This window comes from Stenotrophomonas sp. Steno-Z10-BAI (assembly GCF_056393115.1).
Window position 1 is genome coordinate 37,713 of the sequence record NZ_JBWJOZ010000009.1, and the last position, 16,929, is coordinate 54,641.

Below are 16,929 nucleotides of genomic sequence, written 5' to 3' on the forward strand. Positions count from 1 at the left end.
TCAGCGCTGTCCGCGGCCGGTCTGCACGTCCTGATCCACTGCGGGACGTGCAGGCTCCTGGCGTGGCGGAAGCCAGGCCATCGGCCGGCTTCCGGCCAATGACACCCAGCCGCAGGCCATCGCCCGTGCGGGGTCGTGCAGCAGGCTGTACAGATCCACATCACGGCCAGCTTCTTCGCCCCAGAGCATGGCCCAGGCATTGTGGCCACTGCGGCGGGCACTCTGCAGCGCTCGATCGGCTGCGCGCAGGCTGTCCTCCAGCGTAGCCGGTGCAGTGGGGAACAGCGGCAGGGGGGCCACCCCGAGAGTGGCGGTGAGCGTCAGGTGCTGGCCCGGGCCGATATCCACCACCAGCCGTTCGATCGCCGCGCGCAGGCGATTGGCCAGCGCCTGGGCCGCTGCGGCGGCGGTATCGTGACGGACCACGAGGAAGGTGCCGCCCGCCCAGCGGGCGATCCGATCATGGCGGTCGCTGTGCTGGCGCAGGCATCGGGTCACCGCACGCAGCACGGCATCCCCCGCTGCCTGGCCATGCTGCTCGTTCAGCGCCTTGAACGCGTCCAGTTCCAGCAGCATCACCACGCTGCGCTGCCCGCCTCCGGCCTTGGCCAACTCCAGGCTCAGCAGCCGCTCGGCCTCACGGCGGTTGACTGTACCGGTCACCCAGTCGGTACTGCTCAGCAGCGCCAATCGCTGCCGCTGCCGCCGCATGCGCAACAGGAGCACCGTGGCGACCGTGACGACCACCAGCAGGGCGATCAGCGCGCCGTTGCGAAGCACACGGACGCGGTCCAGATCCTGCACCGCATTCACCTCGGCCGGATCGATGCTGCGCTCGGCAGTGGCCTGCAGCTTGGCCAACTGGTTGAGGATGTCACCCTTGCTGCGCGCGCTGTCGATCGCCCGTGCCTGGCGCGCGTAGCCCAGGGCCTGTTCGCGGTGGCCCAGCAGGATATGGATGTCGCCCAGCAGGTCCAAGCCCTCGCGGATCTCATCGTTGAACTGACCGCGTTCGGCCTGCATCTGGGCCTGCTCGGCCAGCGGACGTGCGGCTTCGGCACCGTGCTGGTCGATGGTCAGCCGGGCAAGCCGCTGCAGTGTCACGATGTGGCCCTGGGGATCTTGCCTTGCCTGCCAGCTGAGCACGCTGCGGAACCGGGCCTCGGCGTCGGCCAACTGGCCGCGCAGACGCTGGACTTCAGCGCGATGGCTGGCGATGCGGTACAGGAACAACTCCTGCCCGCCCAGCCGCGTGCCGATCGCCTCGGCCCGGCTGAAGGCCGTGTTGGCTTCCTCATGCCGCTGCATCCGCAGCAGTGCGTAGCCATAGTTGTAATACAGGATGAGATCGCCCGGGTTGGGCGGCCGGCGCATGTGCTGGCTGAGTACCGTGGCTTTCTGCAGATACGTCAGCGCCCCCTGTGCGTCACCCATTGCATCGCCGCGGATCATGGCGATCTGCATCAGCGCGGCGATCTGGCCCTGCACGTCACGCTCGCGCACCGCGTCTTCAAGGAAGGTGTTGGTCAGCGTCAGGGCCTGGCTGTGCTCGCCACGCCAGAGCAGCAGGTGTGCGGCCATGGAGTGCGCCCGCAGCCTGTCTTCCTTGCCCGCATCGGCGCGCGCAGCGGCGGCCTGCAGCCTGTCAGGCAGATCGAGGGTCTGGCCCAGCTGGCCCTGCGAGCGCAGCGCGATGCCCAGGCAGCCCAGCGCACCGATCTCGATCGAGGCGGGCAGCGAGGGGGTGGCCAGCAGGCTGCGCGCCATGCTCAGCGACAGGCGTGGCTCACTGGTCAACAAGGCGTGACACTGTTCGACCTGCGCGGTCAGCGGCACCGTGTCGGCGGAACGCTGCGCCATCGCAGCGGACGGGGCCAATGCGAACAGGCAGACAAGCGCGGACAGTCCGCGACGGACCAGCGACAACGTACGCATAGGAGCAACGACTTCCCGGTCGAGTGCAGGCAGGCGGCAACGCATTTGGATGACCCCTCGGGGCCGGCTGCTGTCGCTTTCGGCCTGTATTCTGCCACACATGCCCATTCCGCCTCCCTCTCCCCGCGACGTGCCCGTCGCCGGCGTATCCCCCTCGCTGGGGCGCCGTACCGATGCCATGCTGCGCGGGCTGCTGCACATGGTGGGTCTGTTCCACCTGTGCATGGCTGTCTGGATAGCGCTGCGCATGGGCATCGGCCTGGATGTGATGGTGCCGTTGATCGCCGGCCTTCACGCCTTGCTGTGCCTGGTTTGCCTGCTGGAGCACCACGCAGGTCGCACGCTGCGGGCAGCCGCTGTGTTCGTGATCGGCGAGTTGCTGCTGGCGACCCTGGCCTACACGTACTGGGGGCTGGCGGCACAATCGCGGCTGCAGCTGGTGGTGATACTGCCGGTGCTGCTGGTCTCCGCCGTACTGGGGCGGCGGCCACTGGGGTGGGCCACCGCCTGGTTGAGCGGGTTGATGGTGGCGGGGGCGTGGGTGGATGCCTCCAGCCTGATGTTCCGTCCGGACCGTGTCCTGCTTGCGGTGAACGATCTGGCGATAGCTGTGTTCGGAACGTGGCTGGGAGCCTGGCTGTTGCACCACAGCGTGACCGGGCTGCGCGAGAGCCTGCAGGTGGCACGGCAGCGCAGCGCCGAGCTGGCCGGCAAGCGCGATGAACTGCAGTTGGAGATCCAGGAGAAAGAGCGCTCGCGCGAGCAGTTGGTGCACGCGATGAAGATGGAGAACGTCGGGCGCCTGGCCAGTGGCATCGCGCATGACTTCAATCACGTGCTGGCGCTGATCCAGGGATATCTCGCCAAGGCCCGCCGCAGTACCGGTGAGGAGGCGCTGCAGGAGGCCCTGCAAGGCGCACAGTCGGCGACCCGCCGTGCCGCCACCGTCAGCCGGCGGCTGCTGGATTTCAGCCGGCTGGACCCGGGGCGCCCCCAGCTGCTGGATGCGGCCGGCACGGTCATGGCCATGGAGCCGATGCTCCAGCAGGTGTTCGGCGACCGCGTGCAGTGCCGCGTCGCCACCGACGGCGCCACCGGCCAGATCCACTTCGATCCGGCGCAGCTGGAGTCCATCCTGCTCAGCCTGGCGGTGAATGCCGAGCAGGCCATGCCCGATGGCGGCCGGTTCGATCTGACCCTGATCGACCTGCCCGCCAGTGGTGAGTTGTTGATCCGGGTCAGCGATACCGGCCAGGGCATGAATGCGGAGGTCCGCGCCCACTGCCTGGAACCGTTCTTCACCACCAAGCCGATGGGTGAGGGAACCGGGCTCGGGTTGGCGGTGACCGCCAGCCTGGTCCGCGCGGCGGGCGGCGAGGTCGAGGTGGACAGTAAACCCGGGGCAGGGACCCGGATCGGGATCCGGCTTCCCGCCCGCCAGCGGGCCACGGCATGAGCACCACGACGGGCGTGGCCCAGCCGCTACACTGCGGGCTGCGCTCGCGGAAACAACCCTGTGGTTTCTAGCTGGATCCTGCTGCTGGTCTCGGTGGCCTACGCCGCGCTGCTGTTCGGCGTGGCGTGGTGGGGCGACCGTCGCCCGATGTACCCGGATCGCCCGTGGCTGCGCCCGGTGGTCTACAGCCTGGCGCTGGCGGTGTACTGCTCCTCATGGACGTTCTACGGTGCGGTCGGCACGGCGGTGCGCAATGGCATCGGCTACCTGCCGATCTACCTGGGGCCCCTGCTGCTGTGGGTATTCGGCTGGCGGATCATCGAGCGCCTGGCGCTGATCGCACGCAGCCAGAACGTGGTCTCCATCGCCGATTTCATCTCCTCGCGGTTCGGCCGCTCGCGCCGCCTGGCCGCACTGGTGGCGGTGATCGCGCTGATCGGCATCGTGCCGTACCTGGCCCTGCAGTACAAAGCCGTCGCGATGAGCCTGCAGGTGCTGACCGGCAACGTGGGCCCGACCGGCTTCTTCACGGATCCCGCGCTGTACGTGGCGTTGCTGATGGCGCTGTTCGCCACGCTGTTCGGTACCCGCCAGGTGGATGCCACCGAGCACCACCACGGCATGATGCTGGCGATCGCGCTGGAATCGATGATCAAGCTGATCGCGATGGTCGCGCTGGGCCTGTTCGCCTACCTGTGGCTCAACGACCGCACCGATGCGGTGATCGAGTCGGCGCATACGCTGTTCACCGGCCTGCCACCGGTCGGCTTCATTTCCCAGACGCTGCTGAGTTTCCTGGCCATCATCTGCCTGCCGCGCCAGTTCCATGTGGCGGTGGTCGAATGTGGTGACGTGCGCGACATCCGCCGCGCGCGCTGGATGTTCGGTGCGTACCTGGTGATCATCTCAGCGATGGTGATTCCGATCGCCACCGCCGGCGTCACCCTGTTCGGCACCGGTGGCAGCGTCGCCGACGACAGCATGGTGCTGGCCCTGCCGCTGGCCGAGGGCCGCAAGTTCCTGGCGCTGGTCGCCTATGTCGGCGGCTTCTCGGCGGCGACCGGCATGGTGATCGTGGCCTCCATCGCCCTGGCCACCATGGTCAGCAACGATCTGGTGATGCCGGTCCTGCTGCGCCGCAGTGGCGATCATCAAGAAGCGGCGGATGTCGCTTCGCGCGTGTTGTGGATCCGCCGCACCGCCATCCTGCTGCTGGCGCTGGTGGCCTACAGCTATTACCGCGGCAGCAGCAACGACAGTACCCTGGCCTCCTACGGCCTGATGGCCTTCGCCGCGGTCGCGCAGTTCGCCCCGGGGCTGATCGGCGGGCTGTACTGGCGCGGTGCCAGCCGCCGCGGCGTGGAAGTGGGCATGCTGCTCGGCTTCGGCACCTGGGTATACACGCTGCTGTTGCCGGCGCTGACCCAGGCCGGCTGGATGTCGTCGGCGTGGCTGGTGCAGGGCCCGTTCGGGATCGGCTGGCTGCAGCCGCAGCACCTGTTCGGCATGAGCGGCTGGGATCCGTTGACCCACGGCACGTTCTGGTCGCTGCTGGTCAATGTCGCGGCGATGGTGCTGGTTTCGGTGCGCTGGCGCCCGGGCGTGGATGAACGGCTGCGTGCGGCGCCGTTCCTGGACCCCTACGCGCAGCGCCCGTCCGTGGCCGGTGCGTGGCCGGGCAACGTGCATGTCGGTGATCTGCTGGCGCTGGCCTCGCGCGTGGTGGGCGACCGCCACGCCCGTCGATCGTTCTTCGAGCAGGCGCAGGCCATGGACCGCGAGCTGCAGGCCTCCGCGCCGGCGGACCGTGCCTGGGTGCAGTTCACCGAGCGGCTGCTGGCGGCCTCGATCGGCGCGGCGTCGGCCCGCCTGCTGCTGACCAGTCTGCTGCGCGGTTCGGGCATGGACCTGGGCGAAGTGGTGGCGGTGCTCGACGAGGCAGGGCAGGAACTCCGCTTCAACCGCGAGATTCTCTCCACCACCCTGGAGAACATCAGCGCGGGGGTCAGCGTGGTCGATCCGGACATGCGCCTGACCGCCTGGAACCGCCGCTACCAGCAGATGTTCGGGTACCCCGACGGGATGCTCTACGTGGGCCGGCCGGTCGCCGACCTGATCCGCTACAACGCCGAGCGCGGTGAGCTCGGCGAGGGCGACATCGAGCTGCAGATCAACCGCCGCATCGGCTACATGCGCGCCGGCTCGCCGCACATCTTCGAGCGCACCCGCAGCGACGGCAAGGTGATCGAGATGCGCGGGCAGGCGCTGCCCGGCGGTGGCTACGTCACCAGTTACAACGACATCACCGACTACAAGCACGCCGAGCGCGCGCTGCTGGAAGCCAACGAAACGCTGGAACAGCGCGTGGCCGAGCGTTCGCATGAAGCCGAGGTGGCCCAGCAGTCCAAGACGCGCTTCCTGGCCGCGATCAGCCACGACGTGCTGCAGCCGCTCAATGCTGCCCGCCTGTTCGCTTCAGCGCTGCGTGAGAGTCACCACAACAACGAAGAGCAACGGCATCTGGCCGAGCGCGTGGATGCCTCGTTGCGTGCGGCCGAGGAACTGCTGGATGGCCTGCTGGATGTCTCCCGTCTCGATGCCGGTGGCCTGCATCCGGTGATCGGTGACTTCGACGTCAGCCTGCTGATGCGCGAGCTGGCGGCGCAGTACTCGCCCGTCGCGGCCGGCCGTGGGTTGCGCATGGATCTGTTCGCGCGGCCGGCCTGGGTACGCAGCGATCGCCGCCTGCTGCGCCGCGTGCTGCAGAACTTCCTGGCCAATGCGCTGCGCTACACGCGCCAAGGCCGCATCGTGCTGGCCGTGCGCCATCGCGGGCCGGAAGTGGAACTGCAGGTATGGGATACCGGCCCGGGCATTCCCGAACACCACATGCAGCAGATCTTCGATGAGTTCCATCGCTACCAGCAGCCGTTCGACTGGGGCGAGCAGGGCCTGGGGCTGGGCCTGTCGATCTGCCAGCGTATCTCGCGCCTGCTCGATCACCGCCTCAACGCCCGCAGCCGGGTCGGCAGTGGCAGCATGTTCTCGATCCTGCTGCCCCTCGTGGCGGCGCCGGCGTTGCCAACCGCAGAAGCACCGCCGGCACCGAGCCCGGTCACCCGCGCCGATTCCCTGGCGGGCATGCGCGTGCTGTGCGTGGACAACGACCAGGAGATCCTGGATGGCATGCGGGCGTTGCTGGGGCGTTGGCAGGTGCAGGTGATCACCGCCAGCACCGTCGACCAGGCACTGGAGAAAGTGGTTGAACGGCCGGATGTGATGCTGGTGGATTACCACCTGCATGACCGCCTGGATGGGCTGGACACGCTGGTGGCCCTGGGCCAGAAGGCCGGGCGCGCGATCCCCGGTGCGCTGCTGACCGCCGACGGCCGCGATGAGCTCAAGCGGATGGCGCGTGACCGCGGTTACCGGTTGCTGACCAAGCCGATCAAGCCGGCCTCGCTGCGCGCGTTCCTGGCCGCCTTCCACGACACCCGCGGCGATCTCTAGCCGCGGGGCGGGCGTGACTGCCGATCAGGCCACGGCGCCGCTGAGGTGTTCGTACAGGATGGTGGAGCCGATGATGATCAGGATTACGCCGCCGACGATCTCCGCGCGCTTGCCGACCATCCCGCCCAATACGCGGCCGAGCATGATGCCGCAGGTCACCATGGTGAGCGTGCACAGGCCGATGACCAGCGCCATCACGCCGATATGCACGTCGAGGAAGGCCAGGCCGATGCCGACCGCCATTGCATCGATGCTGGTGGCGAAACCGGTCACCGCCAGGCGCCAGAAGCCGTGGTGTTTGCTGGTGTCTTCTTCCTCGGCGCCCTCGTCGGGGCGCAGGCCATTGATGATCATGTGCACGCCCAGCGCACCGAGCAGGCCGAACGCGATCCAGTGATCGAAGGCCTCCACATACTCCAGTGCAGCGCGGCCGAGCAGCCAGCCGATCACCGGCGTGATGCCTTCGATGACACCGAAAATCAGGCCGGCGCGCAAGGCGTCGGAAAAGCGCGGTTTGCGCATGGCCGCGCCTTTGCCGATCGCCGCGGCGAAGGCATCGGTGGACATGGCAAAGCCGATCAGCAGGATCGAAATGGGGGACATTGGGGTACGCGACAGGTCGGGCGAGAGCGAGCAACGGACCGCGGACGCGCCCAACCTGTCGTTGCGCACGCGGACCGCTGGTCTCGCCAACCAAGATGGTTGCCCGCACCACGGCGCACTGGCCGAGTATGTTGATACGGGCGATTCCTTCAGCAGGAATCCGGCTACTCCCCAAGGGGACGCGAAGCTTAGCACCGGGCCTGCGGCGTGGAGCGTTTGCGGCGAATTGCGCAGGTAGCGCTGGAATTCATAGCTCCGGCTATAACGCCTACTCTTCTTCGGGCGGCAGCACGATCTGTTCGTCATCGATGGCCAGCTTGCCGGCCATCAGCACCGCCTGGGTGCGGTTGGTGACACCGAGCTTGCGCAGGATCGCGGTGACGTGGGCTTTGATCGTTGCTTCGGACACGTTGAGGTCGTAGGCGATCTGCTTGTTGAGGCGGCCGGCGCCGAGCATCTGCAGCACCCGGAACTGCTGTGGAGTCAGCTCGCGCAGGCGCTGGCCGATCTCGCGTTCCTCGCGCCCGGTCTGGGGCACGTTGTGCGCTTCCGGCGGTGCCCAGGTCTCGCCATCCAGGATGGTGCCCAGCGCATGGCCGATCGTGTCCGAATCGGCGGATTTGGGGATGAAGCCGAAGGCGCCATGGTCGAGCGCACGGCGCATCACGGTCGGCTCCTCGCGGGCGGACACCACCACCACCGGCAGCTGCGGGTGCAGGGCGCGCATATGCACGAGCGCGTTGAAGCCCTGTGCGCCGGGCATGTTGAGGTCCATCAGGACCAGGTCGGCGTCGGTGTGCTGGTCGGCCAGCTGGTACAGCGCTTCCACGCTGTCCGCTTCGTACAGCTGCACGCCGGGGATGACGCGTTGCACGGCACCGCGAAGGGCTTCGCGGAACAGCGGATGGTCATCGGCAATCAGGAGGGTCGTCATGGTGGGGGCCATGTTGCGGAGGAATGCAGCGACGCAACGAAAAAGTGTATCGAGATGACAGCCCCCTGAGTCAGGGGGCGGCCGCGAAGCGGCGGGGTGTGGGTGCTGGTGAGTCGGGGCCCACGATCCACTGGCGGATCGTGGGAGCGACAGCGCGAATGCGATGTGGCGACCTTTACTTCACTTTCCGCTCTTCCACCAGCGAGGCCACGACCGACGGATCGGCCAAGGTCGAGGTATCGCCAAGCTGGTCCGGGGCGTTCTCGGCGATCTTGCGCAGGATGCGGCGCATGATCTTGCCCGAGCGCGTCTTCGGCAGGCCAGGGGCCCACTGCAGATGATCGGGCGCGGCGATCGGCCCGATCTCCTTGCGCACCCATGCCACCAGCTCCTTGTGCAGTTCATCGCTCGGCGTCTCGTCGGCGATCAGGGTCACGTAGGCGTAGATGCCCTGGCCCTTGATGTCATGCGGGAAGCCGACCACGGCCGCCTCGGCCACCTTCGGGTGCGAGACCAGCGCGCTTTCCACTTCGGCGGTGCCGATGCGGTGGCCGGAAACGTTGATCACATCGTCGACGCGGCCGGTGATCCAGTAGTAACCATCTTCGTCACGACGGCAGCCGTCGCCGGTGAAGTAGCTGCCCGGGTAGGTGCGGAAATAGGTGTCGATGAAACGCTGATGGTCGCCGTACACGGTGCGCATCTGGCCCGGCCACGAATCGCGGATGATCAGGTTGCCTTCGGTCGCGCCTTCCTGGATCTCGCCATCGGCATTGACCAGCGCCGGCTGCACGCCGAAGAAGGGCAGGGTGGCCGAGCCCGGCTTGAGATCGACCGCGCCGGCCAGCGGCGAGATAAGGATGCCGCCGGTTTCGGTCTGCCACCAGGTATCCACGATCGGGCAGCGGCTGTCGCCGACCACTTCGTAGTACCAGCGCCAGGCTTCCGGATTGATCGGCTCACCGACGCTGCCAAGCAGGCGCAGCGAGCTGCGCGAGGTGCGCTTGACCGGTGCATCGCCTTCGCGCATCAACGCGCGGATGGCGGTGGGGGCGGTATAGAAGATGGTGACCTGGTGCTTGTCGATCACCTCCCAGAAGCGCGAGGTGTTCGGGAAGTTCGGCACGCCTTCGAACATCACCGAGGTCGCGCCATTGGCCAGCGGCCCGTACACGATGTAGCTGTGGCCGGTGACCCAGCCGACATCGGCGGTGCACCAGTAGATGTCGTCCTCGCGCAGGTCGAACACCGCTTCGTGGGTGTAGGCCGCATACAGCAGATAGCCGCCGGTGGTGTGCAGCACACCCTTGGGCTTGCCGGTGGAACCGGAGGTATACAGGATGAACAGCGGATCCTCGGCATTCATGCGCTCGGGCTCGCACTGCGTCGGCTGCGGGTCCACCACATCGTGGAACCAGCGGTCGCGCGGGGCCTGCATGTCCACCGCGCCGCCGGTGTGGCGGACCACCAGCACCGTTTCCACGGTGGTGGTGCCCGGCAGCTTCAGCGCCGCATCGACGTTGGCCTTGAGCGGAATCTTCTTGCCCCCGCGCAGCCCTTCATCGGCGGTGATGATCAGCTTGCTGCCGCAGTCGATCACGCGGTCGGCGATCGAGTTCGGGGCGAAACCGCCGAACACCACCGAGTGGATCGCACCGATACGCGCGCAGGCCAGCATGGCCACGGCGGCGTCGACGATCATCGGCAGGTAGATGGTGACCCGGTCGCCCTTCTTGACGCCGAGGTTGCGCAGCGCATTGCCGAGGCGGCAGGTGCGCTCATACAGCTCGCGGTAGGTGACGCCCTGGGCCGGCGCATCGGGGCTGTCCGGTTCGAACAGCAGGGCGATCTTGTCGCCGCGTTTGTCGAGCTGGCGGTCCAGGCAGTTGACGCTGGCATTGAGCTCACCGTCTTCGAACCACTTGATGCGGAAGTCGTCGAGCTGGTAGCTGACATTCTTGATGCGGGTCGGTTTCTTGAACCAGTCCAGGCGCTCGGCGGCCTTGCCCCAGAAGGCATCCGGGTGCTCCACCGATTCACGGTAGAGCTGCTGGTACGTGTTCTTGTCGATCCGCGATGCCGCGGCGAACGCGGCGTCGACGGGGTAAAGATCAGCCATGGCACCCTCACTTGCACGTTGACTTGGGTTGTGCGGTCGCAGCATAAACGGCGACCTCTCCCCCTCAGTTTGCCGCATCCACCTGCCTGCGCGGTGTCGAGGTGGTTAGACCATGGTCGAACGCCGACCCGCCCGATATGACATGGCAGCCAACCCCGGCAGCTCACGACCGTTGGTCGTGAGGCAAGGCCTACCGACCAACGGTCGGTACCTGCGCGGTGCCTGCGGCACCTGCCGGTCGCCTGCCGGCGCCCGGGTCGTACTCGCCGCGTGGGGCGAGTACGACTAATGGCCAATAGCTTCGGTGCGTCAACGCGCCGCACCCTCGGCTCGACCGTGCCCCATGCGCGGCATCACCTTGCCACCCGGGAGAGAGGGCAACATGAGCCACCGTTTGCTGAGGACGACACGCCGGCCGTTGGCCGCCGCCATGTTCGTCGCACTGATCGCGCCAGGCATGGCGTTCGCCGAAACCGCAAAAGAAAGAGCGCTGGAAGCCCGCGTCGTCGAGCTGGAGCGCCAGGTCCAGCTGCTGCTGAACAACCAGCAGCAACAGCAGGTCCAGATCAGCCAGGCCCAGACCGATGTCACCGCGGTGCGCACCGTGCAGGCGCAGCAACCGGTGGCGGCCACGGTGCCGGCCGGCAAGCAGCCGATCCAGGTCACCACCATCACCCCGGGCGCCGCGCCGGGTACCACGGTCAAGATCGGCGGCTTCATCAAGGCCGATTTCCTGGCCACCCAGACCGGCGATGGCCAGCTGGCCGACGATGCCACCGGCCGCGCGCTGTATCTGCCGGGCCAGACCCCGGTGGCCGGTGCCGGCGGCAGCGGCAAGCGCTCGGACGTGGATTACAACGCCCACGCCAAGTTCTCGCGCTTCAATCTTGGCATCGACAATGTCAGCGAGGCCGGCAACAAGTCCGGTGCGTTCTTCGAGATGGACTTCTTCGGCAACTCGCTGGGCAACCAGACCGCGACCAATACCTACGGTGCGACCCTGCGTCACGCCTACATGTACTGGAACAACTGGATGGCCGGCCAGACCTGGTCGAACTTCATGGACGCCGCGTCGTTGCCGGAAGCGGCGGACTTCGTCGGCCCGACCGATGGCGTGATCTTCGTGCGCCAGGCACAGATCCGCTACACCCAGGGCGGCTTCAGCGTCGCGCTGGAAAACCCGGAAACCACGCTGCTCACCGGCACCCGCAACCCTGTCACCGGCGCATGGACCAATGTAGCCAGCAACTCCGATCGCGGCGCGCTGCCGGATCTGACCCTGCGTTATGGCTGGAAGGGTGACTGGGGCACCTTCGGTGTCGGCGGCGTGGTCCGTCAGCTGAAGGTCGACAACCAGACCACCGGTGCCGATGCGGACAAGATCGCCGGCGGCCTCACCCTGGGCGGCAAATGGGTGATGGGCCCGACCGATACGCTGCATTACCAGGTCACCGGTGGCGAAGGCATCGCACGTTACATCGGCCTGGGTGTCACCGCCGATACCGCGTATGACATCGCCCGCGACGAACTCAACCCGACCGGCGTGCTGGCCGGCTATGTGGGCTGGCGCCACGCCTTCACCCCGAAGTTGCGCACCAACCTGATCTACGCGCGCAGCGATTACGACAACGACGGCAGCCTCGGCCCGCTGGTCACCAAGAGCGTGCAGAGCATCCGCGGCAACGTGTTCTACACGCCGATGCCCAAGGTCGATGTCGGCGCCGAGCTGATGTATGGGGTGCGCGAGATCGAGGATGGCCGCAAGGGCGATATCAGCCGCCTGCAGTTCACGACGAAATACAGCTTCTAAAACAAAAAACGCGTGCCGGCGTACAGCCGGCACACCACAACGATTGCTTCGGAGGGGAAGCGTCTTATGTCCACCACACCCGCACCAACGAAAGCCCAACTTACCCAAGGACACAAGAAGGTCATCTTCGCGTCCAGCCTGGGTACCGTCTTCGAGTGGTACGACTTCTTCCTGTACGGTTCGCTCGCCGCGATCATCGCCAAGCAGTTCTTCAGCGGCGTCAATGAAACCACGGGCATGATCTTCGCCCTGCTGGCGTTCGCGGCCGGCTTCTTCGTGCGCCCGTTCGGTGCGGCCTTCTTCGGCAGCCTCGGCGACCGCATCGGCCGCAAGTACACCTTCCTGGTCACGATCCTGATCATGGGCATCTCGACCTTCCTGGTCGGCGTGCTGCCCAACTACGCCTCGATCGGTTTCGCCGCCCCGGTGATCCTGATCATCCTGCGTCTGGCTCAGGGCCTGGCGATGGGTGGCGAATACGGTGGTGCCGCGACCTATGTCGCCGAGCACGCGCCGGCCGACAAGCGTGGCCTGTACACCAGCTTCATCCAGTGCACCGCGACGCTCGGCCTGTTCATGTCGCTGCTGATCATCCTGGCCTGCCGCTACTTCCTGGGCAATGAAGCGTTCGAAGCCTGGGGCTGGCGTATTCCGTTCCTGGTCTCGATCGTGCTGCTGGGCATCTCGGTGTGGATCCGCCTGCAGCTGAGCGAATCCCCGCTGTTCCAGCAGATGAAGGCCGAAGGCAAGGGCTCCAAGACCCCGTTCCGTGACAGCCTCAAGGACGGCAACCTCAAGCTGATGCTGCTGGTCCTGCTCGGTGCCGCAGCCGGTCAGGCCGTGGTGTGGTACGGCGGCCAGTTCTACGCGCTGTTCTTCCTGAGCAGCATGCTCAAGGTCGACGCGACCACCTCCTACCTGCTGATCGCCGCCGCGCTGGCGCTGGGCGTGCCGTTCTTCATCTTCTTCGGCTGGCTGTCCGACCGTATCGGCCGCAAGAAGATCATCCTGGCCGGCTGTCTGCTGGCTGCCATCACCTACATCCCGATCTTCAAGGGCCTGACCCACTTCGCCAACCCGGCCATCGAAGAAGCCCGCACCAACTCGCCGGCGCTGGTCAATGCCGATCCGAACACCTGCTCGTTCCAGTTCGATCCGGTCGGCCTGCGCAAGTTCACCAGCTCCTGCGACGTGGCCACCGCGGCCCTGACCAAGGCCGGTGTGCCGTATGAAGTGAAGCCGGCACCGGCCGGTACGCTGGCGACGGTCAACGTCGGGACCACCGCCGTGACCTCCTACGAGGCCGCAGGCCTGACCAAGGAAGAACTCAAGGCCAAGGGCGATGCCTTCGGCGGAGAGCTCAAGGGTGCGTTGGGTGCCGCCGGTTACCCGGCCAAGGCTGACAACGCGCGCATCAACATCCCCGGCACGATCTTCATGCTGTGGCTGCTGGTGCTGTACGTGACCATGGTCTACGGCCCGATCGCCGCCTACCTGGTCGAGCTGTTCCCGACGCGTATCCGCTACACCTCGATGTCGCTGCCGTACCACATCGGCAACGGCTGGTTCGGTGGCTTCCTGCCAGCGATTTCCTTCGCGCTGGTGGCCGGTACCGGCAACCTCTACTACGGCCTGTGGTACCCGATCATCATCGCGTTGATGACGGTCGTGGTCGGTGGCCTGTTCCTGCATGAAACCAAGGATGTGGATATCACCAAGTAACGGTGATCCACATGGCAAGACGAAGGGGCCGCGATGCAGATCGCGGCCCCTTCTCTTTACGGGGTAGTGCCGGCCGCTGGCCGGCTCCCGAAGAACCTACGGAGAAGCGTGTGAGGCTGCCGGCCAGCGGCCGGCACTACCGATCCCGCCATCACGCAGCCTGCCGCTATAGTCGGCCCATGAGCGATGCCCACACCGATCCCGCCGCGCTTCCCGCGATCCTGCAGACCCTGCGTACCGCCTGGCAGGCCAACCGCCCGACGCTGGAACAGCGCCGCGACGACCTGCAGCGCCTGCGCGCCGCCCTCAAGGCGCGCCTGCCGGAGATGGCCGCGGTGATCTCGGCCGACTTCGGCCACCGCTCCACCCACGAATCACTGATCGCCGACGGCATGACCGTGCTGGGCGATATCGATCACCTGTGCAGCCACCTGCGCGGCTGGATACGCCCGCGCCGGGTCGGCGTCGGCTGGCGGTTCTGGCCGGCGCGCGCCCAGACCCGGCCGGTGCCGCTGGGCGTGGTCGGGGTGATCTCGCCCTGGAACTACCCGGTCAACCTGGCCCTGATTCCGCTGGCGACCGCGATCGCCGCCGGCAACCACGTGATCCTCAAGCCGTCCGAGCACACGCCGCGCACCAGCGCCTTCCTGCAGTCGCTGCTGGCCGACGTGTTCCCCCCGGATCGGGTGGCGGTCGTGCAGGGCGATGGAGACCTCGCCAGCGCCGTGGCCGGCTCGCCGCTGGACCACCTGGTGTTCACCGGCTCCACTACCATCGGCCGCAAGGTGATGGCGGCGGCCGCCGAGCACCTCACCCCGCTGACCTTGGAGCTGGGGGGCAAATCCCCGGCCATCGTCTGCAGCGAATACCCGCTGGAGAAGGCGGCCGCGCGCCTGGCCACCGGAAAATTCTTCAATGCCGGCCAGACCTGCATCGCCCCGGACTACGTGTTGATCGACGGCCATCGCCAGCGCGAACTGGTGCAGCAACTGCAGACCCAGGTGCAGGCGCGCTATGGCGATTTCAGCGACGCCGCCGATTACACGCGCATCATCCACGACGGCCAGTACCAGCGCCTGCGTGGCTATCTCGATGAAGCCCGCGCGCGGGGCGTGCCGGTGATCGAACTGGCCACGGTCGATCCCGAGCGTGCGCAGCGCGAGCGGCTGATCGTGCCGACCATCGTGCTCGATCCGCCGGCCGATCTGGCCCTGATGCGCGAAGAGATCTTCGGTCCGATCCTGCCGGTCTGCGCGTATCCGGATCTGGACGCTGCCATCGCGGACGTGCAGTCCCGTGACCGCCCGTTGGCGCTGTACGTCTTCAGTCACGAACGTACGCAGGTGGAACGGGTGCTGGCGCAGGTCGTGGCTGGCGGCGTCACCGTCAACGACACGCTGCTGCATTTCGCGGTCAATGGGCTGCCGTTCGGCGGCGTCGGCCCGAGTGGCATGGGCGCGTATCACGCGCGTGCCGGCTTCGATGCGATGAGCAAGCAGCTGCCGATCCTGTGGCAGTCGCGCTGGGCCGCCAGCGATCTGCTCAAGCCGCCGTATTCGAAGATCGCCGGGATGTTGAAGGCGATGGTGCGGTGAGGGCCGCCGGCATGGACGCCCGCTACAGACGCCTGAGCGCGGCCAGGAACGCGTCGGGATCCTCCGGGGAGACCAGCAGCGTGTAACCGGCCGTCGTCGGCAGGATCACCACCCTGTCCGGATCCGTCACCGCGGCAAATGCCTTCCCGTTGCTGGTGCGGAACCACCCAAGTGAGAGGCCCGGCATGCCGATGCCATTGGTTCGCAAGGTCAGTGGGGTGTCGTTGCTGCCGGGCAGCCGTCGGCGTGCAGCGGAGAGATCAATCTGCGCCATCGGGACCGATACGGTGTACGCGCCGCCCCCCACGGTCAGGGTCGTGGCGTCCGCCGTCAGTCGGATCGCGCTGAGTTGCCAGACGCCAAGCAGGCCGATGATGACGGCAAGTGAGGTGGCGCCGAGTGCGGCTATCTGGGAAATTCTGTCCTGCCCGAAGAAGTAGACCGCCATGCCGACCAACAGCAGCGGGACGACGCCGATCAGCAGCACCGCAGCGAGCGTTTTGTAGTTCAGCGCGTGGAAGGCGAATTCAATGGGCATGGGGTGTCGGAACTCCTTCGGGCATATGTTGCAGTCACGGGCGGCATGTCGAGAATCTTCCTCCGGTCGACAACGATACAAGTGGGGAAGCTCCTCGCCTTGATGTGCGAAAGCACCTACAGAAATCGAGGCAGCTGCGACATTTACAGCGTGATATCCCCTTGCCCACTGGACAATGTGTTGCGCCGCTGGCCCCGGCGCCTCCGCTGGCGAGTGACGCTGCGGGTCAATCACGTCATGTGGCGCAAAGCACCCTCAACGCCCCGCCTGCGACGACCGGCCGTCGTGGAACCACGCATAGGCCGCAGCTTCCAGCTCGCCTTCCTCGGCGATCACCGAACCGTCCTCGTCCAGCAGGGGGTAGTGGCGCTGGTCACCGCCCAGCGCGGCGCTGCCATCCAGCCCGAGCAGCAGGGTGTACAGCGCGTCGGTGGTGAACGCATCGAGCATCTCCCGCAACTGCCGGGTCTGATCGGGCGACAGCTCCATCGCGGCGACCCTTGCCGCGGACGCCGTGCCTGGGGTCCATACAGCGGCCAGCAGGCGCACTTTCTCGGCGTACCACTTTGCTACGAAAGCATCTGCATCCATGGGATATCTGCGCTACTGGGGTGACTCACAGCCTAGCGGGGGACGCAGACGTGTGGCAAAAATCTGCGTGCCCCGAGCACGTGAGGCTGCCGGCCAGCGGCCGGCACTACCGTGGC

General features: G+C 66.9%; 11 protein-coding genes. 5 read left to right on the plus strand and 6 right to left on the minus strand.

Annotated features, from left to right (window positions below; translation table 11 throughout):
- Positions 1-1,935 (minus strand): GGDEF domain-containing protein, encoded by a 1,935-nt coding sequence (locus AC06E9_RS17945; RefSeq protein ID WP_478056549.1) that lies wholly within the window; start codon positions 1,933-1,935, stop codon positions 1-3.
- Positions 1,936-2,035: 100 nt separating this feature from the next.
- Here AC06E9_RS17945 and AC06E9_RS17950 point away from each other — a divergent pair, with 100 nt between their 5' ends.
- Both AC06E9_RS17950 and AC06E9_RS17955 read left to right on the plus strand, forming a co-directional pair.
- Positions 2,036-3,391: a sensor histidine kinase gene (locus AC06E9_RS17950; RefSeq protein ID WP_282260610.1), complete on the plus strand. Its 1,356-nt coding sequence runs from the start codon at positions 2,036-2,038 to the stop codon at positions 3,389-3,391.
- Between the two features lie 60 nt (positions 3,392-3,451).
- On the plus strand, positions 3,452-6,901 hold the full coding sequence (locus AC06E9_RS17955; RefSeq protein ID WP_121040982.1) for a hybrid sensor histidine kinase/response regulator: 3,450 nt from the start codon (positions 3,452-3,454) through the stop codon (positions 6,899-6,901).
- A gap of 24 nt (positions 6,902-6,925) precedes the next feature.
- Here AC06E9_RS17955 and AC06E9_RS17960 read toward each other — a convergent pair whose 3' ends face one another.
- From AC06E9_RS17960 to acs, 3 genes are all read right to left on the minus strand, one after another.
- Positions 6,926-7,504, minus strand: coding sequence for a manganese efflux pump MntP (locus AC06E9_RS17960; protein WP_121040980.1), 579 nt, complete (start codon positions 7,502-7,504; stop codon positions 6,926-6,928).
- A gap of 268 nt (positions 7,505-7,772) precedes the next feature.
- The gene (locus tag AC06E9_RS17965; protein WP_121040978.1) at positions 7,773-8,438 is read right to left on the minus strand and encodes a response regulator transcription factor; all 666 of its coding nucleotides are present in this window, start codon (positions 8,436-8,438) and stop codon (positions 7,773-7,775) included.
- Between the two features lie 175 nt (positions 8,439-8,613).
- A complete protein-coding gene (gene acs, locus AC06E9_RS17970) occupies positions 8,614-10,557 on the minus strand; it encodes an acetate--CoA ligase (RefSeq protein ID WP_282264222.1) in 1,944 nt (647 codons plus the stop codon).
- 382 nt (positions 10,558-10,939) lie between these two features.
- Here acs and AC06E9_RS17975 point away from each other — a divergent pair, with 382 nt between their 5' ends.
- The 3 genes from AC06E9_RS17975 to AC06E9_RS17985 all read left to right on the plus strand — a co-directional run bounded on the left by AC06E9_RS17975 (position 10,940) and on the right by AC06E9_RS17985 (position 15,684).
- Entirely contained in the window at positions 10,940-12,367 is a 1,428-nt protein-coding gene (locus tag AC06E9_RS17975) for a DcaP family trimeric outer membrane transporter (protein WP_282264220.1), read from the plus strand.
- A gap of 66 nt (positions 12,368-12,433) precedes the next feature.
- A complete protein-coding gene (locus tag AC06E9_RS17980) occupies positions 12,434-14,089 on the plus strand; it encodes an MFS transporter (protein WP_313219263.1) in 1,656 nt (551 codons plus the stop codon).
- A gap of 179 nt (positions 14,090-14,268) precedes the next feature.
- Positions 14,269-15,684 carry a coniferyl aldehyde dehydrogenase gene (locus tag AC06E9_RS17985; protein ID WP_478056550.1) on the plus strand — a complete coding sequence of 472 codons (1,416 nt, stop codon included), beginning with the start codon at positions 14,269-14,271 and terminating at the stop codon, positions 15,682-15,684.
- A 22-nt stretch (positions 15,685-15,706) separates the two neighbouring features.
- On the opposite strand, the gene AC06E9_RS17990 is transcribed toward AC06E9_RS17985, so the two are convergent.
- Together AC06E9_RS17990 and AC06E9_RS17995 are read right to left on the minus strand one after the other, a co-directional pair.
- Complete coding sequence (locus AC06E9_RS17990) at positions 15,707-16,222, minus strand: PH domain-containing protein (protein ID WP_121040968.1); 516 nt, start codon at positions 16,220-16,222, stop codon at positions 15,707-15,709.
- A gap of 255 nt (positions 16,223-16,477) precedes the next feature.
- Entirely contained in the window at positions 16,478-16,813 is a 336-nt protein-coding gene (locus tag AC06E9_RS17995) for a hypothetical protein (protein ID WP_147433890.1), read from the minus strand.
- Positions 16,814-16,929: the final 116 nt, after the last annotated feature.

Bases quoted from the DNA above. Each gene is read 5' to 3' on its own strand.
- AC06E9_RS17945 (WP_478056549.1), bottom strand. From the start codon at position 1,935: ATGCGTACGTTGTCGCTGGTCCGTCGCGGACTGTCCGCGCTTGTCTGC.
- AC06E9_RS17950 (WP_282260610.1), top strand. From the start codon at position 2,036: ATGCCCATTCCGCCTCCCTCTCCCCGCGACGTGCCCGTCGCCGGCGTA.
- AC06E9_RS17960 (WP_121040980.1), bottom strand. From the start codon at position 7,504: ATGTCCCCCATTTCGATCCTGCTGATCGGCTTTGCCATGTCCACCGAT.
- AC06E9_RS17965 (WP_121040978.1), bottom strand. From the start codon at position 8,438: ATGACGACCCTCCTGATTGCCGATGACCATCCGCTGTTCCGCGAAGCC.
- acs (WP_282264222.1), bottom strand. From the start codon at position 10,557: ATGGCTGATCTTTACCCCGTCGACGCCGCGTTCGCCGCGGCATCGCGG.
- AC06E9_RS17975 (WP_282264220.1), top strand. From the start codon at position 10,940: ATGAGCCACCGTTTGCTGAGGACGACACGCCGGCCGTTGGCCGCCGCC.
- AC06E9_RS17980 (WP_313219263.1), top strand. From the start codon at position 12,434: ATGTCCACCACACCCGCACCAACGAAAGCCCAACTTACCCAAGGACAC.
- AC06E9_RS17985 (WP_478056550.1), top strand. From the start codon at position 14,269: ATGAGCGATGCCCACACCGATCCCGCCGCGCTTCCCGCGATCCTGCAG.
- AC06E9_RS17990 (WP_121040968.1), bottom strand. From the start codon at position 16,222: ATGCCCATTGAATTCGCCTTCCACGCGCTGAACTACAAAACGCTCGCT.
- AC06E9_RS17995 (WP_147433890.1), bottom strand. From the start codon at position 16,813: ATGGATGCAGATGCTTTCGTAGCAAAGTGGTACGCCGAGAAAGTGCGC.